Genomic DNA, 22,766 nt, shown 5'->3' on the forward strand with positions numbered 1-22,766 from the left:
TTGAGAATGAAACCAATAAAAAGAACTGAAGCTACTCGCGATTTTCATCAAGCGAAATGGAATGAACCTATTATTTTTGAACTTCATCAAGAGGGAGAAAAAGGTGTTGAAGTACCACTAGCAAATGAAGAAGTGGTATCAACGGTTGGTGACGGTGTTTCTACTATTCCTGCATCTATGTATAGAAAAAATAGACCGAATATTCCAGAAATTGGTCAAGCACGTGTACTTCGCCATTACTTACGACTGTCTCAAGAAACACTGGGATCAGATTTTAATGTAGAAATCGGCCAAGGTACATGTACGATGAAATATATCCCGAAAATAAATGAATTATTAATTAGAAATCCCAAGATGATGGACCTTCACCCACTTCAAGAAGAGAGCACTGTACAAGGGATGTTAGAAATTATTCATAATTTAGATTTGTGTATGCGTGAAATTTCAGGGATGGGTGCTTTTTCATTCCAGCCAAGTGGCGGAACACAGGCATTATTTGCGATGGCTTCAATCGTTAGAAAATATCATGAAACACGTGGTGAAGGAGCTCAACGTGACGAAATCATCACAACTATATTCTCGCATCCATCACAAGCAGCAACGGCTGTTGTGAAAGGATATAAAGTGATTACATTACATCCAGATGAAAATGGATTCCCAGATATTGAGAAATTAAAAGAAGTGGTTTCTGAAAGAACGGCTGGGTTTGTTGTAGCAAATCCTGAAGATACTGGAATCTTTAATTCTAAAATTAAAGAGTTTACAAAGATTGTGCATGAAGCGGGTGGAATTTGTTATTACGATCAAGCAAATGCAAATGGCTTATTAGGTATTACAAGAGCAAAAGAAGCGGGCTTTGATATGTGTTTCTTTAATCTTCATAAAACATTCGCTGCACCTCATATGTGTGGGGGGCCTGCAACAGGAGCTCTAGGGGTTACTGAAGCATTAAAAGAATATTTACCAGGTCCAATTGTTGAATATGATGGAGAAAAATATTCATTAAATAATAATTTACAACACTCAATTGGCAAAGTACGTGCATTTCATGGCGTAGCCCAAACAATCTTAAGATCTTATGCATGGATACGCGCATTAGGTCCAGATGGATTACGAGAAGTAGCCCAAACGGCAGTATTAAATAATAACTACTTATACCATAAAGTACAAAAAATTCGTGGTGCAAGTGCCCCTTACGTTAAAGGTCAACGATTAGAACAAGTTCGATATAGTTGGGAACAAATGGCTAGTGAAACAGGTATTACTACAGAAGATGTACAAAGAAGGATGACTGATTTCGGTCTACATTACTGGACTAGTCACCACCCGTATATTGTTCCACAACCATTTACACTAGAACCAACTGAATCCTATTCAAAAACAGATTTAGATGAATACATTAATGCGCTTCAGCAAATTTCAAATGAGGCATATAACAATCCTGAAATTGTAAAAAATGCCCCTTACAATAGTACAATTCATCAACTAGTTGAAGAAGATTATTTAGATAATCCTGAGAAATGGTGTATTACTTGGAGGATGTATCAAAAGAAAGTATTAAAACCAGAACTTATTAAGTAAAAGGAAAGGCAATCAATTGAGAAGAATTGATTGCCTTTGTTCCCTAGAAAAAGAATAAAAGTTTGAAAAAATTAAGTCTTTTGAATAATGTCAAGCTAATTTATATTCAAAAAAAAATAAGGGGCGGATGAAAATGAAGAAGAATAAAAATGCTTTATTATCTCTTTTTGTTGGATTAATAGTTATTTTTGTGTTAAGTGCTTGTAACAGTAATGCTTCAAACAATTCTAAAGGAAACGAAAAGACTGATAATAATAAAGTGAAGATGGATCTTGTAAATGAGGGGAAATTGACTTTCGCAATGAGTGGCCTTTTAAAACCGCTAAACTATAAAGAAAACGAAAAACTAGTAGGGTTTGATGTTGAAATTGGCACTGAGATTGCAAAACGAATTGGATTAGAGGCTAATCCAGTAACAAACCCATGGGAAACGATTATACAAGGGTTAAAAGGAAAAAAATATGATGCGATTATTGGCAGTATGACAGCTACAGAAGACCGCTCTAAACAAGTAGATTTCTCAGATCCTTACTACACTTCTGGAGCACAAGTATTTGTAGCAGAGGGGAATAATGAGATAAAGGCTAAAGAGAATTTAAAGGATAAAACAATTGGTGTAATGCAAGCGAGTACTTATACAGATGATGCAAAAAAATATACAACAAAAATTAAGAACTTTCCAAGTGATATATATGCATTGCAAGATTTGCCTCCAGGTCGTGTAGATGCAGTAATTACAGACCGTATTGTAGGCGTTTCTGCAATTAAGGAATCAGGTTTGAAAATTAAACCAATCGATGATGTGATCAAAACTGAAGAAATTGCAGTTGCGATAAATAAAGGAAATCCAGAGTTATTAAAAGCAATTAATGAGGCAATAGCATCTATGGTTGAAGATGGAACATATGAAAAAATCAGCACAAAGTGGTTTGGAGTAAATCTTCTTGATAAAAAATAGAGTTTAAATTTAATAGTATAGGATTTAGAAAGGAGGAGATTGTTAGTGAACTTCTTATCCAATATTGCTTCTATATTTCAAACGCATGGAATTGAATTTTTAAAAGCGACATTAATAACAGTAGAACTTACCTTTGTATCACTAATAATAGCTACTATAATTGGTTTAGTATTTGCATTTTTTAAAGTCTCAAATATTAAAATACTAGGAAAAATTGCAGATATATATATATTCTTAATTCGTGGAATGCCGTTAATTGTTCAATTAATGTTCTTATACTATGGTATTTCAAGTGTTTTTGTATTATCAGATTTTACGGCAGGAGCTTTAGCATTAGGGATACACTCAGGAGCTTATATAGCTGAAATTTTCCGTGGTTCTATCCAATCTATTGACCGTGGACAGGTGGAGGCAGCTCGCTCATTAGGTATGCCATATATGTTGGGAATGCGACGTATTATACTTCCTCAAGCTTTCAAAAGAGCTATTCCAGCGCTTGGAAATCAATTTATCATTGGTTTGAAGGATTCATCGTTGGTGGCTTATATTGCAGTTTCCGAACTATTTAATCATGCCCTATCTGCCCAAGCGGCTAACTATATGCCGTTTGAAACGTATTTTGTAGTCGGTATTTATTATTTAATCTTAGTTCTAATCTTCACACTTCTATTCAATAAACTGGAGAAAAAATTAGATGTTGGAGGGAGAGAGAAGAAAAATGATAAAACTGAAAAATTTGCGTAAATCATTCGGTGATTTAGAAGTGCTAAAAGATATTACTTTAGAAATACAGAAGTCAGAAGTTGTTGTATTAATTGGTGCAAGTGGTTCAGGGAAAAGTACTCTCCTTAGATGTCTGAATTTTCTTGAAATTAATAATGGTGGGCAAATAGAGATTAACGGAAAATTAATTGATGCTGGAAAAGAGAATCTAAATAAAGTTCGTGAAAATATGGGAATGGTATTTCAACATTTTAATTTGTTTCCTCATTTATCGATTTTACAAAATGTTATAGAAGCACCTGTTCATGTGAAAAAACAAAGTAAGGAAGACGCTACAAGAAAGGCAAAGGAACTTTTACAAAAAGTAGGTTTAGCAGATAAAGCAAACTTTTATCCTGATCAATTGTCTGGTGGTCAAAAACAGAGAGTCGCGATAGCAAGGGCCCTTGCTATGGAACCTGAAGTAATGTTATTTGATGAACCGACATCTGCTCTAGACCCAGAGTTAGTAGGAGAAGTTTTAGAAACGATGAAAAATCTAGCGAGGGAAGGAATGACAATGGTTATAGTAACCCATGAAATGGGATTTGCTAGGGAAGTAGCTGATCGTGTCATCATGTTAGCTGATGGGAAAATAATTGAAGAAGGACCTCCGTCTGAATTTTTCAAAAATCCAAAAGAAGAAAAAACAATCCGTTTTTTACAGCAGGTTTTATAAAGGCAATTAATCAGTGTTCAGAGTTTATTTTAGAGGAGTGTATTTATATGTTGACTTGTTATGATGATGTTTTAAAAGTAACGGATGAATTAGTTGGCGTAGAAAGTATCGTAAATACTAAGGGTGAGATTGAAGTAGCTAAGAGATTATATGATTTAATCTTCTTACAAAGTTATTTTAAAAGTAACCCATCCCATGTATTCATGTCACGTACAGAAGATGATAAAGTCGAACGGTACAATGTCTTTGCTTTTGTCAAAGGTACAAAGGCAAAATCAAATAAGACGATTATTTTAATGGGGCATACCGATACAGTAGGAATTGATGATTTTAGTCATTTGAAAGATAAAGCATGTTCACCAAGTGAATTAAAGAAAGCGCTTGCAAATGAGAAGCTTCCGGAATTAGTGAAAGAACATTTACTATCAGATGAATGGCATTTTGGACGTGGAGTTTTGGATATGAAGAGCGGAGTTGCAAGCCATTTCTACTTATTAAAGTATTACTCAGAACATCCTGAAGAGCTTATTGGTAATCTTGTATTCTTCGCAGAATGTGACGAAGAAGATAGTTCTCATGGTGTTTTATCTGGTCTGAAGGATTTAAAACGATTAAAGGAAGAACATCTTTTTGATTATCAAGCATTAATTAATTCAGATTTTGTTGCCCCTCGCTACGAAGGTGACCCTAATCGATATATCTATAAAGGAACAGTCGGAAAGTTATTACCTTCTTTTTTTATCACTGGTGCTGAAACACATGCAGGATCTAGTTTTGAAGGATTAGATCCAAATTATATTGCGGCGGAGTTAACGAGACAGATTAGTTATAATCCCGATTTATGCGATCAATCATTCGGTGAAACCCCTATGCCACCAGTTTCGTTGAAACAAACTGATTTTAAATCAACTTACACGATACAAACAGCATTATCAGCATACGTTTACTATAATTTTTTTATCCAATCATGGTCACCTAAAGAGGTACTTTCTTTGTTAAAAGAACAAGCGGAAATGGCCTTTGATAACGGGATTAATACAATGAAGGAAAGACATCGAAAATATTGTGAAATAAGTGGGCAACCGTATTCAGAATTACCGTGGATAACTAGAGTAATTGTGTATGAAGATATGCAAAAAACGTTGGTGGAACTTTATGGAGATAGATACTTAGACCATATGAAGCAATTTAAAGAAAATCTACTATTAGATGAAACGTTGGATGTTCGGATGTTTTCCGCACGAGTGGTTGAAGAAGAATGGAATTGGATGAAGGATAAAAGTCCAGCAATCATTCTATTTTACTCTTCACTCTATTCCCCTCGTGTCGATTTGAGTGGGAAAAATGAAAAAGAGCAAAATTTGATAGAGGCATTGGACTATGCAATCGAAGTTGTGCAACCTCATTATTCAAAACCAATAGTAACACGCAACTATTTCCCCTATGTATGTGATATGAGCTGTGTTGCATTAAGTGATGGGGAAGATGATATAAAAGCAGTTATTGAAAATAATCCGAGTTGGGGCACAAAGCATTATGTAAACTATGAGGCAATCCGTGAAATAAATGTTCCAACAATAAACATTGGCCCATATGGATACGATGCCCATAATCGATATGAGCGTACGGAACTAGTTTACACGATGGAAGTAGTTCCTAATCTAACCAATCAAGTTATTAGAAAGTTATTAGGAATGGAAGTAGTTGAAGTAGAAAAGTAGAAAGTGGATACGAATAGATAGTTTTATTAAAAAAATTTTTGCAAAGGGTGTGAAGTTTCGTGGGATTCGGAAGATATTCGGATAGTCTCCAAAATAAACGTGTTGTAGTGACAGGAGGCGCTAGTGGTATTGGTCTAGCCACATCGCTTCGATTTGCTGCAGAAGGATCAATTGTAACCATATTTGATAACAAAGAAGAACAATTAAAAAAAACTTTAGAAGAACACTCTGCTATTAAATACGGGGTTTTAGCTGATGTTAGTAATCCTGATGAAGTGAAAGAAGCCTTTAAAGAAGTTGATGAGGTAATGGGTGGAATTGATATTTTAATATCAAATGCTGGAATTAGTATAAGAAGCAAATTTATAGATATCACTCCAGAACAATGGAAAAAAGTAATTGGTATTAATTTAGATGGAATTTTTTACACAGCACAAGAAGCAGCTAAAAGAATGTTGATTCAAGGTAGTGGGGTTATTTTAATGACAGCCTCTACAAATGGAATAACAGGCCATCCATATTACGCCGATTATAATGCATCAAAAGCTGGTGTAAACCTTTTAGCAAAAACAATGGCTTTAGAACTTGCGCCAACGATTCGTGTAAATACAGTATGTCCGGGTTATGTGTTAACAGCTATGCAAATCGCCGAGTATTCGCCTGAAATGTTAGAGCAGGTTAATGAAAATATCCCACTTAAAAGACATGCGACTCCTGAAGAAATTGCAGGGGTTTATGCGTTCCTAGCTTCTGATGAGGGGGTATATATTACAGGTCAGAATATCCCTGTAGACGGAGGAGAACTAGCTTAACAACATCATTTTTTGTTTACTTTATTTTCGCTTAATTCAAATACTCTATCAAATTTATGTAATAGAACTTAGATTATTAAGTAAATTGAATAACAGACTATTAATAAGGCGTTTTAAGAGTAATTGTAAAAGGGGTGTTGATTATGGAAATGCAAACTGAGAAAAAGGGCAGGTTCAAAGTTCCTCATGTATATGTCATTTTGTTTTCTGTCATTATAATTGGAGCTATTTGTACTTACATTATACCAGCTGGAGAATTTGATCGTATCGAACAAGATGGTAGAACGATTGTGGTACCTGGAAGTTATCATGAAATACCAGAAAATCGAACGACAATTTTAAATGTATTTGAGTCGATTCATAAAGGGATGATTGCCACTGCCCCGCTAATTTTTTATATATTTATAGTAGGTGGAGCATTTGGAATATTGAGAGCTACAGGGGCTATTGAAGGTGCAGTTCATAGCATGGCGAAAAAAATTGCTGGCAGAGAGCAGCTCTTAATCCCAGTATTAATGACTTTCTTTGCATTATCTGGTGCGATGTTAGGGTTAGCAGAGGAGACTATTCCCTATATAACTATTCTAATCCCGTTAGCAGTTCTTATTGGGTTTGACTCAATGGTTGGTACAGCAATCGTACTACTAGGAACTTCTGCAGGCTTTACGGCTGCTTTTATGAATCCATTTACGGTTGGTATAGCCCAAGGAATCGCAGAATTACCCATTTTCTCAGGTATGTATTTAAGAATCATCTTCTTTGTCATTTTCTTAACGGTTAGTATTTGGTATGTCATGCGATATGCAAATAAAATAAAAAAGAACCCAAATGCAAGTGTTATGTTCGGTGAAAAAAATGCACTCATAGATAGTTCGGATTCAAACCAAACATTTCCTTTTACTACACGGCACAAACTCGCTTTTTTTGTATTATTAGGGACGTTAGTAGGGCTAGCTGTGGGTGTCATTAAATTTGAGTGGGGATTAACACAAATGACCGGACTATTTTTGATAATGGGTATACTCATTGGTCTTGTCTCAAAAATGAATTTTAGTAGTATGGCAGAGTCGTTTATTAAAGGTTGTGAGGTTTTAATAATGGGTGCGTTAGTTGTTGGTATTGCGAATGCAATTCTAATTATTTTAAGAGAAGGTCTTATAATGGATACGATTTTATATGGCCTTGCTTCTGCTGTAGACTCATTACCACCGCAACTAGCTGCAATTGGTATGTATATAGTGCAATGTTTAGTGAATTATATTGTTCCATCGGGTAGTGGCCAAGCCGCTTTAACGATGCCAATAATGGTCCCATTATCTGATTTATTAGGTGTTACGCGTCAAACAGCAGTATTAGCTTTCCAATTCGGTGATGGTATTTCAAATATTTTCACACCTACTTCTGGTTATTTTATGGCTGGTTTAGCATTAGGAGGTATTTCGTGGATTAAATGGGTGAAGTGGATTTGGCCTTTGATCGCTATTCATTATGTTCTCGGTGCTATTTTTGTGACCATTGCTCAATTAATCAATTATCAATAAACAGAGAATACAGTAGGAGGTGTCATATTGAATATATCTAATTTATATCAAATCATGGTTGACTACCGTAGACATTTTCATCAATATCCAGAAGTATCTTACGATGAGTTCAATACTAGAAAATATATTATTAAAGAATTAGAGAATTTAGGATTAAAACCTTTCACATTCTCAGGGAAAGATGTTGCTATTGAAATAGCCGGGCAACAACCAGGTAAGACTGTTATCATAAGAGCTGATATGGATGCTCTGCCCGTATTAGAAGAAACGGGCTTACCCTTCTCTTCAAAAATAGATGGAGTAATGCATGCTTGCGGACATGATGGACATATGGCAATTTTATTAGGATTGATTCATTACTTTAAAGAACATCCTGATAAAATCGAAGGAAAAATACGATTTCTATTTCAACACGCCGAAGAAGATGTTCCAGCAGGTGCTATTGAAGTCGTTAAAAGTGGTGGTTTAAAAGATGCAGACGCAATTTTTGGATTTCATTTATGGGAACCGTTAGAGTTAGGTAAAATAGGCGTTCGTAGTGGCCCGACAATGGCAGGGTGTGATAAATTCACACTCACTATATTTGGTAATGGAGGACATGGATCTATGCCAAATGAAACTGTGGACCCGACCATTATTGCTGCTCAGTTTATTACACAGATACAGACTATTGTTAGCAGGTCATTACATCCTCTTGAACAAGCAGTTATTAGTATTGGAGAATTAAAATCTGGAACTAACTATAATGTCATTCCAGATACAGCTTATATAGCGGGAACTGTGCGACAATTCGGAAAAGAAATTGCTGAGAAAATCCATAATCGGATGGATAAAATAATTAGTGGATTATGTGAATCATTCGGTGGGAAATATCAATTGGAGTATTTACATGGGGATCCTACATTGGTGAATGATGAACAACTATATAAAATGGTGAAGAAAAATGCAATTCAATTATTTAGTGAAAAAAGAGTAGAAGAGATTAATCCGATACTTGGAAGTGAGGATTTTTCTAATTATACAGAAGTCATTCCAGGTATGTATACTTATATTGGCATCGGCAAGCCAGGGGAAACGTTTGGTCATCATCATCCAAAATTTGATATCGACGAGTCAATGCTAGTTCCCGCAGCTACATTGATTTCACAATCTGTTATCCATTTTTTAAAGGGTGAAGAAAAATCAATTAACCGATATCAAGCTAACAATATTTAGAAATATCTTAATAAACATGATAATATTCTAATAAAGAAGTATTCATTATAAAAAAATCGTTTCCAGTACAATCTTGAAAAACTATAAGTGGTTAAATGATTCAAAATTGATTATCTAGAAATAGATGCATTAAGTGTTAAATTTTAACGATATATGTAATTGTTAGTATAAGGGGGAGGGAAATGAAAAATAGACTAACGGTAATTCTATTAATGCTGACGCTTTTACTTACAGCCTGCAACACTGATATAAATCCAAAAGAACATGCAAGTGAACTATATAGCATCGCTTTAGACGCTATTATGGAAACAGACAAATCATTGAATGATGATATGGAGTTTATAGCGATTGATATGAGTAATTTTGATGAAGTAAATGAAAAACAGAAAAAATCTATTCTAGACTATTTCGAAGATAAATATAAAGTTAAAGTAATGGACGCTACTCTTGAAGAATTAAAAGAGAAAGGATATTACAATGAAGATACATTTACCTTAGACGGAGTACTTCTAACAGTTCAAAAAGTTAATTTTAACGTAAAAAACAATATCTTTTTTAATGGTGAGAAATACAGATCAGCAAAAGGGGCTATTGGTGTAGAAAGTACAGTTCACTACAAAGATGGTAGTTGGCGAATTAAGAAGCTTAAAGAGTCTTGGGTGAGCTAAAATAGTTGTTTTTTATTACCTTGCTTTTTAACAGCTAAACCGTATAAAAAACGCAAGGTGTAAAAACCTTGTGTTTTTTATTATTGAAGTTTGTTATCTAACTAAAACCTCTATATTGTATAAGCATTAACATTCTTCTACCTGTATAGCGAATTCACCGAATAATTAATCTTTATCAATAGGACTTAACTCATAGTTCCCAATATGTCCCTTCATCATGTTTTCTGATAATTGTTAAGTGGACTAATAATCGTAATTGCCACTTGTACATACTTTGGTTTGAAATAGGTATAAAAATAAATTTTCCCACTGAATAGTGAACCGAAACTGAAAAAGCTAATATATTATAATAAAGTTTCCTTAAGGAAATAAATTTTCAGTGAAGAATAAAAAGAGGAGTTGAAATGTCATGAAATGGATGGAAATATATATGCCGAAAACTTATGGGTTAATATCGATATGTGGCAAGCTTCTACCTCATAAGAACAGGAAACAACATCGGTAATGTACTATCGATTCAAAAAGTTTCGTAATCATATAATGATTTTTTATATATAAAACCCCACTCTCACCTATTTCGATTGGTAGAAGTGGGGTTTTTAAGTTAATAAACTTTTTTCAATAACAAATTTTGTTTATTGACTTATAAACAAGTACACACTTTTTTCTAATACTAATCAAATGAGCTATTCAAAATATAATAATTCAAATTCTCCTGAATCCAAAAAGAATAAGACTAAGACCCGCTTCTTACAAGCCTTACTTAGAATGTGAAATTATCAAGAAAGCAATGGGGAACAGTAACGATTGCTAAGGCTCGAAATATTAAAGAAGGATGAGATGCAAATGTATTCACAGGGTCATAATTTGTAAATGTTTTTTTAAGATTTGTAAAAAAATAATAAGTAATTTGAGTATTCAAAACTGTCTGGAGTAGATGAAAATGCATCGTTTTTTAGTTTATTCTATATTTATTAATCAAAATGAACAAAAATTTACAAAACAATTATATAACATTAACTTTTAGAGGATATAATTATTAAAGTAAGACATCTTCCATGCATAGATTTTATTAAATGAAATAAAATAAGCACTAAGGAGGAGTAAACTTGGCTACTTTAATCGACATTATGATTACAAGTTTGATCAGTCTTTGCTTTTTAGCCTTAGGATTATTTATCTATAAAAAAGAAGATGTTGAATTAGTTGCAGGATATAATGGTCAAAAATTCAAAGGCAATAAATCAAAATTTGCAAAAAACAACGGCTTATTCTGTATAGCCTTTGCATGTTTACTTTTTATTACCCCTTTTTTTAAATATTTTGGGCATGTATTTATAAATCTAATCTCATTTATCATGGTGTTGTTATTAATCATTTTAGTTCTTTATACTAGAAAGCAACATCAATAAATTGGATAAAATCCGCTTGTTCTTAGGAACGAGCGGATTTTAATTTATGCTGGGAATTTATGTACTAAACAAACTTGTCATGAATGTTATGCTTGCTAATACAAGTGGATTAAATATGAGTAAGCAGTATAAAATGGGAGAATGTACAGGTTGTAAAAAGGTAATGTATGGTATAGATATATTGATTTCGAGAGTCCTTTTTTATGGGGTTCATGGAAATATACAAATCAATGTAATGATATTCACTTGAAATATAGGTTTTATAGGTCTGAAGGAATAATGGATTAGCAAAAAGCGGTCCTACATTACGTAGGACTGCTTTTTATGAAATCATTTTTTAGTTTTAGAGACATCTTTATTTGCAGCAATCATTAAAAACATTGGTCTACGGTTTTCATCGTGCATTTCAGGTAGACTCTTTAACATTTCTTCAGAAGGTGTCGATTCTTTGACTGCACTAATATTAAAACCTGCGTTAATCAAAACATTTATATAAGTAGAGAACGTACGATGATATTTTTGGACGCTTTCATTTAAAAAGGATGTTTCACGTAATCCTTCAAAATGATAATTGTCTACTGGTCAGTGTAAATGATTGCCTTCTTCATCGACATACCAATCTTGTTCACTTCTTGAAGTAAAGATTGGGTGTTCAACAGAGAAGATAAATGACCCGCCATTTGGCGTAATATTTCGACCGAACCGTTTGAATTGATACATAATACACCGATAAAAAAAGTGGTTATACCAATTAATCAATTTTTCGTTAATCTTCATTTAAGAATAAGAAAAGATAATTGTAATTGACATTGTTTGTTAACACAATTATCGAGTTATGCATGGATACAGCTGGCTTAAATACCTAAGAAATAGAGTACAACCGGAATCGATACGATACTAATAATAGTAGTTACAAGTGTAGTAAAGGATACTAGATCAGGTTCTGTATCAAACTGTAGTGCTAGCATCGTTGTATTTGCAGCAGAGGGCATAGCAGATTGGATAATTAAAACGGTTTTAATAAGAGAGCTGAGAGGCATAAAAGATAAAATCACTGCTGCTAGAATCGGTGATAGAATTATACGGATAATGGATACAACCGAAACTAAGCGATAATTCACTTTACTAGCAGAAATAGCAGCTAACTGCATCCCTAAAACAAGCATCACTGTTGGAATAGATGCCTCAGCTACTAAACTAACACCATCCATTACTGTTTTCGGAATAGTAATATGGTAAAATTCTAAAGTAATACCCGCTAGTGCCGCATAAATTAAGGGCATGCGTAAAACTTTTTGGATGGATTGTTGTATTGTTGCTTTTTTTGATCCACCTATTGAAGCAAAGAAAATGCCTAAGCTATTCATAAGAAGTGAATGAAGAATCATTATAATTACGGCAATATCAAAGCCCGCTGCACCTAAAGCAAATAACACTACTGGTGCTCCGTAATTACCACTATTCATGAATACGGCTCCGAGGATCATTGCAGAAAATTCTGATCGTGAAGCATTAAGTAAAATAGATATAGCCCAAGTACAGAGAAACAAAACAACAGTTAACGTTATTGCGAAAATTGCTATGTATAAATAATCTTTAGTTAATGGTGTCGTATAAAATGTACGAAAAGCGAGGAATGGTGACATTAAGTATAGGGCAGCTGTAGAAATCGATTTAATATCAAAACCTATACATTTTTGTCCGATAAAACCTATTGAAAACACTATTAGAACGGGTAAAATAATAAGAAATAAAGACAAATAACCATCTCCGTTTGATTTATTAGATATTTCTTATTATTCCACTTTTGAAAATATAGACAATACTATTTTAAAAAATGTTTAATTTTTTCAAAGAAAAACACGTAGTAAATAAACTACGTGTTAACTGATGTTATTTCCAATTTGTATTGATAAATTCATCACGACCGGACTTTGCACGGTCTTCTTTATAGTCATTGGGACTTTTTTTGTAATAATCTTGATGGTAATCTTCAGCAGGATAGAATTTCCTTGCTTCACGAATCTCAGTGACAATAGGTTTTTTGAATCTTCCACTTTCAGCTATCGCTAGTTTGGAAGCTTCCGCTAACTGTTGTTGCAACGAATCATGATAGAATATGGCTGCTTTATAAGATTCACCGCGGTCTTGGAACTGACCTCCGTCATCTGTTGGATCGACTTGTGGCCAGAAGATTTCTAATAATTTTTCGTATGAAAAGATCGTTGGATCAAATTCAATCTGAACGACTTCTAAATGACCTGATTGACCAGCTTTTACATCTTCATATGTTGGGTTTTCTAAATGTCCACCCATGTAGCCTGAAGTTACTGTATGTATTCCATCATATTCGACAAATGGTTTGACCATGCACCAAAAACATCCACCAGCAAATGTAGCTATTTTAGTAATTTGTTCCATGTTGTAACCTCCAATAGTATAAAGACGTCATTAATACGTGCCATTTTGTACATCTTTTAGTTTACAACATTAACAACTAGAAAAACATACCCTCTTGAAAGGAGCATCCATCATGCAAGAAAATCAACAAACGCGAGTGCGCAAAAAAAAACGCAAACTTCGAAAAGGACGTGTGTTCTTTACTTTTCTACTATTTCTATTAGTTGGGGTAGGCGTATATGCATACACTGAATATAAAGCAGGGATAGAACTTGCAAAAGGGCAGGAACAGAAACCAGAAAACTTTATTGGTGATGAAGCTTCATCAAAAAATATAGAAAATATTTTACTTTTAGGTGTCGATTCTCGCGGTGAGGCAAAATCGCGAACAGATTCTATGATGCTTGTTTCATGGAACAAAGATACAAATGACATTAAAATGGTATCATTCATGCGAGATATTTATGCAGATATCCCTGGCTATCAATCATATAAGTTGAACACAGCCTATTATTTAGATGGTGTTCAATTATTAAAGGATACAATCAGTAACATGTTCGATGTAGAAATTAATCATTATGCATTAATTGACTTTAAAAGCTTCGAATCGATGGTAGATATTATTGCACCAAATGGGGTAGAAGTTAATGTCGATAAAGATATGTCAAAAAACATCGGAGTTAATTTGAAAAAAGGAACACAACAGTTGAATGGTAAAGAATTATTAGGCTTTGCTCGGTTCCGTTCGGATGCACAAGGTGACTTTGGACGTGTAGATCGACAACAACAAGCTCTAGAAGCATTGAAAAAAGAAGTTGTATCACCAGGTAATTATAAAAACTTCCCTAAATTATTAGGAGCACTGCAAGGTTATGTTCAAACTGATATGACAGCCAAAGATGAATTATCATTAATGACATCAATCATAAGAGGTGGAGATCTAAATATCGAAAAACTGACTATTCCGGTCGAACATAGCTATTCATTTGCTAATTATTCTCATGCAGGTTCTGTCATTGAAATTGATCGTGCTTTAAATAATAAAGCTTTAGAGGAATTTCTTGATTTTGAACAGTAATATAGGGGTATAATATTATTAGCGCAAAACGAATGCATCCTGTAAACTAATCATATGCACTTTTTGTCAAAAAGGGGGGATTGGATGGAACCAGAAAAACCATCATTTTTTTCAACAAGATTTATTCGATTTTTAGGGGGTAGAAATTTACTTTTTGGATTATTAACTTTATTAATTTTAGGGTGTATTATATTCATCTATGATAAAGTATCTTTTATTTTCTATCCCATTATTGTTTTTTTACAAACAGTAGTACTCCCGGTTATTTTAGCCTCCATTGCTTATTATCTATTAAGACCTATTCTGCGTATACTTGAGAATTGGAAAATCCCGAGAGTATGGGGGATTTTGATTATTTACATTGGGCTAGCCGGAATAATTACTTTGTTAGTTATTCTAGTATTCCCATTCCTAAAAGGGCAGTTTACGAATTTAATCAATGAATTTCCACAATACTTTATGGAAATGCTTCATAAAACCCAATCTTTCGTACAAGGATCGACTTTCAATTCCTTCTTATCTAAATACAATTTTGAATTAGATCAAGTAATGTCAGATATAACGAAAGATTTAAGTGATACTGTTAAAGATACAGCGGGTAAACTAGGAAGCGGTATTGCGACAGGTATTACAGGCTTTATTTCTGCTCTAACTGGAATTCTTTTAGCAATCGTAACTGTTCCATTCATCTTATTCTACTTATTAAAAGATGGAGAAAAACTACCAAAATTTATTTTAAAAATGTTTCCTCCTCGTATGAGAGATGACGCGGCTCACTTATTCCATAAAGCTGATCGCCAAATTAGCTCATATATTCAAGGGCAAATTATCGTTGCATTTTGTATCGGTGTCATGATTACTATTGGCTTCTTAATCATCAGAATGGATTATGCAATCGTGTTAGGTTTTTTAGCGATGGTTACAAGTGTTGTGCCTTATTTAGGACCTATTATTGCCATAACACCTGCAGCGATTATCGCTATCGTAACGTCGCCAATTATGTTGGTCAAACTGGCAGCGGTATGGACTATAGTGCAACTAGTGGAAGGGAAATTTATTTCACCACAAGTAATGGGTAAGTCATTACATGTTCATCCCATTACGATTATTTTCGTCCTATTAACAGCAGGTTCATTGTTCGGTGTACCAGGTGTTATTTTAGGTATTCCGGGTTATGCAGTTCTCAAAGTGTTAGTAACTCACTTGTTCTATTTATATAAGAAACGCTATAATCGACAAGAACCAGACCCTACAATGGAATATGAAGTGGAGAACTGGAAAGACGAATAATCGGTAGCATTTGCTACCGATTTTTTTATTATCTAATGAAAAATTGCGTGATATGTTTTCATAGGATATAAAAAGTTCATTTCTTAATGAAGATAATTAATATAGCAATATGTGATTTTATAAAGAAGAACAGCTTTCTTTCGATTTAAACTGAAGGAATTGCTGTTTTTTGATACATAAAAACACTATTTAATTAGTAAAATTTCTTTTGAAAAATATATATACGATATAAAACGCTTTTGTACCAATAATGGAAGCGTGTACATTTTTAATATAAAAACAAATTAATATAAATACAATTGACTTTATATTTATACATACTTATAATAATTTGTAACATACACGTGAGGTGATTCAGTTGAAGGTCGGAATTATTGGTGCAACAGGATATGGTGGGTTAGAACTAATGAGATTATTACATAATCACAATGAAGTCGGAAAAATTAAATTATTCACTTCTTCTGATGAAGGAGCCATTTTTTCACAAAAATATGGTCATCTAAAAAAACTATTCGATCAACCTTTAGAGAAAATAGATACAGATACTTTAGCTCAGTTAGATGTTGTATTTACAAGTACACCATCAGGGGTTTCAAGCAAGTTACTACCACCTCTATTAAATAACTCAACGAAATTCATAGATTTATCAGGTGATTTCCGACTAAAAAATTTAGAAGATTATGAATATTGGTATAAAAAAGAGCCAGCTCCTAGTTTTGCTGTTGAACAAAGTGTATATGGTTTGTCTGAATGGAATAAAGAGGCCATTAATGAAGCAAGTCTTATTGCCAATCCAGGTTGTTATCCAACGGCAGTTTTACTTTCTCTTTTACCATTGTTAAAAGAAGATTTAATTCATGCAGATGGCTTAGTCATTGATGCAAAGAGCGGAATTTCAGGGGCGGGTAATAAGCCTTGTATGATGACTCACTTTAGTGAAACAAATGAAAATACAGCCATCTATAAAATACATGAACATCAGCATATTCCTGAAATTGAACAGGCTTTGAAAATGTTCGCAAATAGGGTTACACCAATTACATTTACTACAACATTAGTACCGATGACGCGAGGGATTCTGGCAACAAGCTATGCGCAGATTACTTCGGGCACAACAGAAGAACAACTTTATAACTGTTTAGTTCAACAATATCAAAGCAATCCTTTTGTTCGAATTATCAAAGAAACAGCAAAATTTGGAACGAACCAAGTTTATGGTTCTAATTTCTGTGATATCCATGTGAAAGTCGATTCAAGGACTGGCAAAGCTACGATTGTTTCTGTTATTGATAATTTAGTCAAAGGGGCAGCTGGGCAAGCCATTCAAAATATGAATATACAGTTTGGGTTTGATGAAACAACGGGTCTTATGCAAGTGCCATTATACATTTAAATAGGGAGTGTTTTTATGACAACTACATTTGAAAGTTTAAAAAGAATTTCAAGTAAAAATATCGTCTCACCAAAAGGGTTTACTGCAACAGGTATACATTGTGGCATCAAGCATAAGAAAAAAGATTTAGCGATTTTAGTAAGTGAAGTACCTGCAAATGTAGCTGGTGTTTTTACAACAAATGTTATTAAAGCAGCTCCTCTTATACTGACAAAGCAAGTTGTAAAAGAATACGGCAGAATGCAAGCACTCATCGTCAATTCTGGGAATGCAAATGCGTGTACAGGAACTCAAGGCTATAAAGATGCTGAAACAATGCAACAATTAACAGCAGAAAAATTAGGGATTGCGAAAGAACTTGTAGGAGTTTCATCGACAGGCGTAATCGGAGAAATCATGAACATGGAGCCGATTGCAAAAGGGATTGCTGAAATTACCCCAAATGCAACGCTAGAAGGGGCAATTGATTTTGCACAAGCGATACTAACTACTGATACGGTCACTAAAAATACAGCATATAGCGTAGTTATAGACGATAAAGAAGTTGTCATTGCGGGTGTGGCAAAAGGATCGGGTATGATCGAGCCAAATATGGCGACAATGCTTGCCTATGTCACAACTGATGCAGATATCGATCAACAAGCATTGCAACAACTATTAAAAGAAGTAACAGATGTGACGTTTAATGCGATTACTGTAGATGGAGATACATCAACAAACGATACAGTTTTAGTATTAGCTAACGGATTAGCAGGCAATGCCACATTAAAGCCAACACATCCAGAATGGGAAACTTTTAAAGCTGCTTTCCATGCTGTATCTCAAGATCTTTCAAAAATGATTGCAAAAGATGGTGAAGGTGCAACTAAATTAATCGAAGTTAAAGTTGAAGGTGCGGTAACTGATGAAGAGGCACGTAAAATTGCCAAAACAGTTGTAGGGTCTCCATTGGTGAAAACAGCGATTTTTGGTTGTGATGCAAACTGGGGACGAATTATTTGTGCAGTAGGATACAGTGGCGCAACAGTCAACCCGACCGATGTGAAAATTCAAATTGGCTCAACTACAGTTGTTGAAAAAGGTGAACCAGTACCATTTTCTGAAGAAGAACTTATTGTCTATTTGAAACAAAATGAAGTGAAAATAGCAGTATCCTTAAATCAAGGTGAAGGATTTGGTACTGCTTGGGGATGTGACCTAACATATGACTACGTGCAAATCAATGCAACATACAGATCTTAAAACGATCGTAATTAAACTAGGTGGCAGTATGCTAAAAGGTTTAACTACTGACTTTTTAGAAAATTTCAAAAAGATGCAGCAAGTGGGCATAGATATTATTATCGTCCATGGCGGTGGACCTGCTATTAATCAGGCATTAGCCTACGCTAATGTTGAGACTACTACTAAAAATGGTATTCGTATTACACTAAGTGATGCTATTGAGATTGTGCAATCGACATTAATTGGTAAGGTAAATCCAGCGCTAACTCATCAATTGAATGGCGCTGGTATTAAAGCAATCGGTTTAAGTGGTTATGATGGAAGTTTATTTGACTGTTCATTTTTAGACAAAAAAGAATATGGCTACGTAGGTAAAATTGAAGCAGTTAACACGGCACTTCTAAAAACTCTACTTGCTGAAAAAATCATTCCGGTCGTCTCTTGTTTTGGAACAACAGCTGATGGGGTACCGCTGAATATTAACGGCGACACAGTTGCTAGTAAAGTGGCTTTAGCAATGAATGCTGATAGTCTGTTACTCGTGACGGACACACCAGGGATAAAAATTGAGGATGAAGTTCAAAACAATGTTAATCCAGAACAAATCCAAGAATGGATTAATTCTGGTGATATATATGGGGGCATGATTCCAAAAGTTCAAGCTGCCATCGACTGTTTATATGAAGGGATACCAACTGTTCAAATTGTTGGTTCAAAATTAGTCGGTACAAAGATCCAAAGAAAGGGAGTTTTCGCATGAGTGCATTATTTGGGAACTATAGCAGACGTCCAGTTCATTTAGTAAAAGGTCAAGGAACGAAAGTCTATGATGAAGAGGGAAAAGAGTATTTGGATTTTACTAGTGGGATTGCAGTACTAAGTCTAGGCCATGCAAATCCTATTTTAGTAGAGGCCATTAAAAAGCAAAGTGAAAAATTATGGCACACTTCTAATCTATTTGAAAGTCCTGAACAAGAGCAGTTAGCTGCCACTCTTGTGAAAAATACTCATCTGGATCACGGGTTTTTCTGTAATAGTGGGGCTGAAGCGAATGAAGCAGCAATCAAACTAGCTCGTAAGCACACGGGTAAAAATACAATTATAACTTTTGAAAATTCATTCCACGGCAGAACATTCGGCGCGATGTCAGCTACAGGTCAAGCAAAAGTGCAACATGGCTTTGGTCCTTTAGTAGATAAATTTATCCATATTCCATTTAACGATGCGAAAGCTCTAGAGGCAGTAGTAAATGATGAAGTAGCAGCTATAATGCTAGAAGTCGTGCAAGGTGAAGGTGGCGTAAATACTGTTTCCGAAGAGTTTAGTGAAGCCATTTCTAAAATCTGTAAAGAACAAGGCATCTTACTCATTATTGATGAAGTACAAACAGGTATTGCTCGTACAGGTACACGTTATGCTTATGAACAAACTGCATTGAAACCAGATATTGTAACACTTGCTAAAGGACTTGGTGGGGGCTTCCCAATCGGTGCGATGCTTGGTACAGCTGAAATGTATACCACATTCAGCCCGGGTACACACGGTACAACATTTGGTGGTACCCCACTAGCAGTAGCCGTTGCACAAACAGTTCTTAATCATGTGTTTGAAGAGTCATTTTTAGGGGAAGTATGTAAAAAATCAGAGTATTTCACAGAGCAATTAGAAAAATTTCTACCAACAGAGAAATTTACAGTAAAAGGAATGGGCTTACTGATAGGTGTAAACTGCGGCAAAGCTGTGGCACCATTGATCACCGAAGCTGAAAATGCAGGCTTACTATTAGTTAGTGCAGGTGAAGAAGTCATTCGTTTTCTGCCACCACTTACGGTAACCTATGAAGAAATCGATGCAGCCATCGCAATCTTAGCAGACATTATCAACGATTAATAAGTTTGAATTAATGCGTTCAGAGAATCGCAATTCATTACTCTATACCTCTTTCAAAAGTGTTTTATATAAGCGAACGGGTACACGGACCTGTTCGCTTATTGTTGAACACGAAACTTCCAGGTATGTAATTCGTCAAAAGTAAAAAAGGGGGAATTAACATGTCTAACTTTATACATTTCAAAGGCATACTCACTGAACTCCACGAAACATCATCTCATTTTACTTTAACTTGTCAAAAACAAGAGGACAATTCTATATTTATTCTTAACCTAACGAAAAAAATGCTTCTTTTTCATAGCACTTCATATGAGCCACTTCTATTTAGGGAACTAAAGCTAGGTCTTGTTGTTCACGCCTATTTCCATGAACTTCAACCTGCTTTGATGATCTCCCCAACACTCGTGCTTGTGAATGAGGAAGATTTATTCTATGGCAATAAAGTTGGTACATACAATGCCGAAACATCTTTAGTAGAAGCAGATTTACGGATAAACATTAGTCCCAATACGACAATATTAAATGAAGTAGGGGAAAGTATAGCAGCTGAAATGCTTGATGGACATGATATAGCTGTATTCTTCAAAATGAGTACTCGTAGCATTCCACCACAAACAACACCGCAAAAGATTATATTGTTGGATGATTAAGTGATTGTATAAAAGAATCCAAGTTATTAGAATGGATTCTTTTTTTACTGAATGTATTGATTGACTTTTGAACTAAATTACATTGCCTCGAAATAATTTTCGAATCATTTGGCCGGCTGACAATACTTAACTGAGATGATATACAAAAATCAAATCGTCATTTATAAGCTCATCAAGACTATCTACATCCCCATCTTTCATTGCTTTTTGTAGGCTCTATTAATATACTTGAACTTGATTTACTTCCGAGATTTTTTTAATACACAATATTATCGCTTAATATTGTTTGACTATTCTGTATGTAAAGTGGTAAGAATAAAGATGTGGTAGTTTAGGAGGTTAAGCCTATATTCATTAAGCGACAAGTACCAAGTGAAATGTTTGCACATAAGCAACTCATTAAACGCCTCTCCCCGGATAATAAAAAAATCGAAGATATCATTCGCCAACTTGAAAATGTAACAGCTGGTTTTAATGGTGAATGTCGAGTAGATCAAATGGTACAAGAAGTACTGTTTAACAATTCTTTTTTTTACTTCCCAAACTTCGAGTGTCAACTCTCTCCAACACGTATTGCCCAAATAGATTCCGTCTTGCTCACACAAAGCTATATTCTATTAATTGAAATCAAAAATATGCGAGGAACCTTACATTTCCAAGAACAGCCCTATCAACTCATTCAAGAACTTGAAGGGCAATCCAAGGCATATCATTGTCCACAAATGCAATTACTTCGTGCATCAGACACATTTGAGCGCTGGTTAAAAACCATGAAGTTTCAGCAATTACCTATCTATAAAACAATCATTATGCCTAATAGCCGTACAGTAATTAAAACTACACCTACAACTGTACCACTCATCATGTCGAAAGAAATCGCACTATTTATCCAAAAACTAAATGAGCTCCCTGTAGTCATAAACGAAGCTCAATTAGAAGCATTGATTCATCTAATTAAAGTGAATAATAAACCGTACAAACACAGACCTTTATGTGAAAAATACAATATATCAATTGAGCAAATAAAAAAGGGAGTCATTTGTAATTGCGGAACGAGTGGTATCCGTATCTCTGAACGGACATGGCATTGTCCAAAATGTCAAGTAGCAATTCCCAATGCAATCGAGCATACTCTATACGATTGGTTTAGCATTTGTGCTGAAGAAATTACAATAAAAGAAAGCATCGATTTTCTAAGTTGTAATAGTAGATCTTTAATCTCAAGAGTATTGAACAACAGCAACTATATAGCTTACGGCAAGACTAGATCCAGGAGATTTAAGATAAACAATAAAGAGACAATTTATCAATAGTTAAAACTCTAGCCCAGAAACTTCGTATTAAATGAAGCTTCTGGGTTTTTGATTTGAAAAATAATGAATAGGTTAAAAGAAAGCACCAGTGAGTTAAAAGAAGAGCTGAATAGGTTAAAAGAGAGCACGAGTAGAGCAAAAGGACGTCCAAAAGGAGCGAGTAGGTTAAAAGAAAGCAC

Annotated in this window: 20 protein-coding genes and 1 pseudogene; 18 read left to right on the plus strand and 3 right to left on the minus strand. The window is 34.5% G+C overall.

Annotated elements, in window-relative coordinates; all coding sequences use genetic code 11:
* The first annotated feature begins 6 nt into the window (after window positions 1–6).
* From gcvPB to ACQKM9_RS04010, 10 genes are all read left to right on the plus strand, one after another.
* Window positions 7–1,581 carry an aminomethyl-transferring glycine dehydrogenase subunit GcvPB gene (gcvPB, locus tag ACQKM9_RS03965; RefSeq protein ID WP_427732867.1) on the plus strand — a complete coding sequence of 525 codons (1,575 nt, stop codon included), beginning with the start codon at window positions 7–9 and terminating at the stop codon, window positions 1,579–1,581.
* Between the two features lie 133 nt (window positions 1,582–1,714).
* Window positions 1,715–2,539 (plus strand): ABC transporter substrate-binding protein, encoded by an 825-nt coding sequence (locus tag ACQKM9_RS03970; RefSeq protein WP_427732869.1) that lies wholly within the window; start codon window positions 1,715–1,717, stop codon window positions 2,537–2,539.
* 63 nt (window positions 2,540–2,602) lie between these two features.
* Window positions 2,603–3,283, plus strand: a complete 681-nt coding sequence (locus ACQKM9_RS03975; protein WP_370588348.1) for an amino acid ABC transporter permease — start codon at window positions 2,603–2,605, stop codon at window positions 3,281–3,283.
* Window positions 3,258–3,980, plus strand: a complete 723-nt coding sequence (locus ACQKM9_RS03980) for an amino acid ABC transporter ATP-binding protein (protein ID WP_427732871.1) — start codon at window positions 3,258–3,260, stop codon at window positions 3,978–3,980. Before ACQKM9_RS03975 ends, ACQKM9_RS03980 begins: the two co-directional genes overlap by 26 nt.
* 47 nt (window positions 3,981–4,027) lie before the next feature.
* On the plus strand, window positions 4,028–5,701 hold the full coding sequence (locus ACQKM9_RS03985; RefSeq protein WP_427732873.1) for a M20/M25/M40 family metallo-hydrolase: 1,674 nt from the start codon (window positions 4,028–4,030) through the stop codon (window positions 5,699–5,701).
* A gap of 59 nt (window positions 5,702–5,760) precedes the next feature.
* Window positions 5,761–6,513, plus strand: a complete 753-nt coding sequence (locus ACQKM9_RS03990; RefSeq protein ID WP_427732875.1) for an SDR family NAD(P)-dependent oxidoreductase — start codon at window positions 5,761–5,763, stop codon at window positions 6,511–6,513.
* A 143-nt stretch (window positions 6,514–6,656) separates the two neighbouring features.
* Window positions 6,657–8,054 (plus strand): YfcC family protein, encoded by a 1,398-nt coding sequence (locus ACQKM9_RS03995; protein ID WP_427732877.1) that lies wholly within the window; start codon window positions 6,657–6,659, stop codon window positions 8,052–8,054.
* Between the two features lie 27 nt (window positions 8,055–8,081).
* Window positions 8,082–9,269, plus strand: coding sequence for a M20 metallopeptidase family protein (locus ACQKM9_RS04000; protein ID WP_427732879.1), 1,188 nt, complete (start codon window positions 8,082–8,084; stop codon window positions 9,267–9,269).
* 182 nt (window positions 9,270–9,451) lie between these two features.
* Window positions 9,452–9,937, plus strand: coding sequence for a peptide ABC transporter substrate-binding protein (locus ACQKM9_RS04005; RefSeq protein WP_427732881.1), 486 nt, complete (start codon window positions 9,452–9,454; stop codon window positions 9,935–9,937).
* 1,109 nt (window positions 9,938–11,046) lie between these two features.
* Complete coding sequence (locus ACQKM9_RS04010; protein ID WP_427732883.1) at window positions 11,047–11,349, plus strand: DUF3784 domain-containing protein; 303 nt, start codon at window positions 11,047–11,049, stop codon at window positions 11,347–11,349.
* Between the two features lie 330 nt (window positions 11,350–11,679).
* Here the strand turns inward: ACQKM9_RS04010 and ACQKM9_RS04015 are convergent.
* The 3 genes and pseudogenes from ACQKM9_RS04015 to msrA form a co-directional block, all read right to left on the minus strand.
* Window positions 11,680–12,027, minus strand: a pseudogene (locus ACQKM9_RS04015) (class I SAM-dependent methyltransferase); the annotation flags it as partial.
* Window positions 12,028–12,203: 176 nt separating this feature from the next.
* Complete coding sequence (locus ACQKM9_RS04020; RefSeq protein WP_427732885.1) at window positions 12,204–13,109, minus strand: AEC family transporter; 906 nt, start codon at window positions 13,107–13,109, stop codon at window positions 12,204–12,206.
* Between the two features lie 133 nt (window positions 13,110–13,242).
* Entirely contained in the window at window positions 13,243–13,770 is a 528-nt protein-coding gene (gene msrA, locus ACQKM9_RS04025) for a peptide-methionine (S)-S-oxide reductase MsrA (RefSeq protein WP_427732887.1), read from the minus strand.
* A 112-nt stretch (window positions 13,771–13,882) separates the two neighbouring features.
* Between msrA and ACQKM9_RS04030 the strand changes: the two genes are divergently transcribed.
* From ACQKM9_RS04030 to ACQKM9_RS04065, 8 genes are all read left to right on the plus strand, one after another.
* The gene (locus tag ACQKM9_RS04030) at window positions 13,883–14,827 is read left to right on the plus strand and encodes an LCP family protein (RefSeq protein WP_427732888.1); all 945 of its coding nucleotides are present in this window, start codon (window positions 13,883–13,885) and stop codon (window positions 14,825–14,827) included.
* 84 nt (window positions 14,828–14,911) lie between these two features.
* On the plus strand, window positions 14,912–16,117 hold the full coding sequence (locus ACQKM9_RS04035; RefSeq protein WP_427732890.1) for an AI-2E family transporter: 1,206 nt from the start codon (window positions 14,912–14,914) through the stop codon (window positions 16,115–16,117).
* Between the two features lie 358 nt (window positions 16,118–16,475).
* Complete coding sequence (gene argC, locus ACQKM9_RS04040; RefSeq protein ID WP_427732892.1) at window positions 16,476–17,510, plus strand: N-acetyl-gamma-glutamyl-phosphate reductase; 1,035 nt, start codon at window positions 16,476–16,478, stop codon at window positions 17,508–17,510.
* Window positions 17,511–17,525: 15 nt separating this feature from the next.
* On the plus strand, window positions 17,526–18,752 hold the full coding sequence (gene argJ / locus ACQKM9_RS04045) for a bifunctional glutamate N-acetyltransferase/amino-acid acetyltransferase ArgJ (protein ID WP_427732894.1): 1,227 nt from the start codon (window positions 17,526–17,528) through the stop codon (window positions 18,750–18,752).
* The gene (gene argB, locus ACQKM9_RS04050) at window positions 18,715–19,494 is read left to right on the plus strand and encodes an acetylglutamate kinase (protein WP_427732896.1); all 780 of its coding nucleotides are present in this window, start codon (window positions 18,715–18,717) and stop codon (window positions 19,492–19,494) included. Before argJ ends, argB begins: the two co-directional genes overlap by 38 nt.
* A complete protein-coding gene (locus ACQKM9_RS04055; protein ID WP_427732897.1) occupies window positions 19,491–20,624 on the plus strand; it encodes an acetylornithine transaminase in 1,134 nt (377 codons plus the stop codon). The genes argB and ACQKM9_RS04055 overlap by 4 nt, the downstream gene beginning before the upstream one ends.
* Window positions 20,625–20,785: 161 nt before the next feature.
* Window positions 20,786–21,274 (plus strand): hypothetical protein, encoded by a 489-nt coding sequence (locus tag ACQKM9_RS04060; protein ID WP_427732901.1) that lies wholly within the window; start codon window positions 20,786–20,788, stop codon window positions 21,272–21,274.
* Between the two features lie 377 nt (window positions 21,275–21,651).
* Entirely contained in the window at window positions 21,652–22,587 is a 936-nt protein-coding gene (locus ACQKM9_RS04065; protein ID WP_427732903.1) for a nuclease-related domain-containing protein, read from the plus strand.
* The last annotated feature ends 179 nt before the right edge of the window (window positions 22,588–22,766 follow it).

Source organism: Viridibacillus sp. NPDC093762 (assembly GCF_050279675.1).
In the GTDB taxonomy this organism is placed as follows: Bacteria; Bacillota; Bacilli; order Bacillales_A; family Planococcaceae; genus Viridibacillus.

Excerpts from the sequence above, each read along its gene's own strand:
- gcvPB (WP_427732867.1), top strand. The coding sequence starts at position 7 with ATGAAACCAATAAAAAGAACTGAAGCTACTCGCGATTTTCATCAAGCG.
- ACQKM9_RS03970 (WP_427732869.1), top strand. The coding sequence starts at position 1,715 with ATGAAGAAGAATAAAAATGCTTTATTATCTCTTTTTGTTGGATTAATA.
- ACQKM9_RS03980 (WP_427732871.1), top strand. The coding sequence starts at position 3,258 with ATGATAAAACTGAAAAATTTGCGTAAATCATTCGGTGATTTAGAAGTG.
- ACQKM9_RS03985 (WP_427732873.1), top strand. The coding sequence starts at position 4,028 with ATGTTGACTTGTTATGATGATGTTTTAAAAGTAACGGATGAATTAGTT.
- ACQKM9_RS03995 (WP_427732877.1), top strand. The coding sequence starts at position 6,657 with ATGGAAATGCAAACTGAGAAAAAGGGCAGGTTCAAAGTTCCTCATGTA.
- ACQKM9_RS04005 (WP_427732881.1), top strand. The coding sequence starts at position 9,452 with ATGAAAAATAGACTAACGGTAATTCTATTAATGCTGACGCTTTTACTT.
- msrA (WP_427732887.1), bottom strand. The coding sequence starts at position 13,770 with ATGGAACAAATTACTAAAATAGCTACATTTGCTGGTGGATGTTTTTGG.
- ACQKM9_RS04030 (WP_427732888.1), top strand. The coding sequence starts at position 13,883 with ATGCAAGAAAATCAACAAACGCGAGTGCGCAAAAAAAAACGCAAACTT.
- ACQKM9_RS04035 (WP_427732890.1), top strand. The coding sequence starts at position 14,912 with ATGGAACCAGAAAAACCATCATTTTTTTCAACAAGATTTATTCGATTT.
- argJ (WP_427732894.1), top strand. The coding sequence starts at position 17,526 with ATGACAACTACATTTGAAAGTTTAAAAAGAATTTCAAGTAAAAATATC.
- argB (WP_427732896.1), top strand. The coding sequence starts at position 18,715 with ATGACTACGTGCAAATCAATGCAACATACAGATCTTAAAACGATCGTA.
- ACQKM9_RS04055 (WP_427732897.1), top strand. The coding sequence starts at position 19,491 with ATGAGTGCATTATTTGGGAACTATAGCAGACGTCCAGTTCATTTAGTA.
- ACQKM9_RS04060 (WP_427732901.1), top strand. The coding sequence starts at position 20,786 with ATGTCTAACTTTATACATTTCAAAGGCATACTCACTGAACTCCACGAA.
- ACQKM9_RS04065 (WP_427732903.1), top strand. The coding sequence starts at position 21,652 with ATGTTTGCACATAAGCAACTCATTAAACGCCTCTCCCCGGATAATAAA.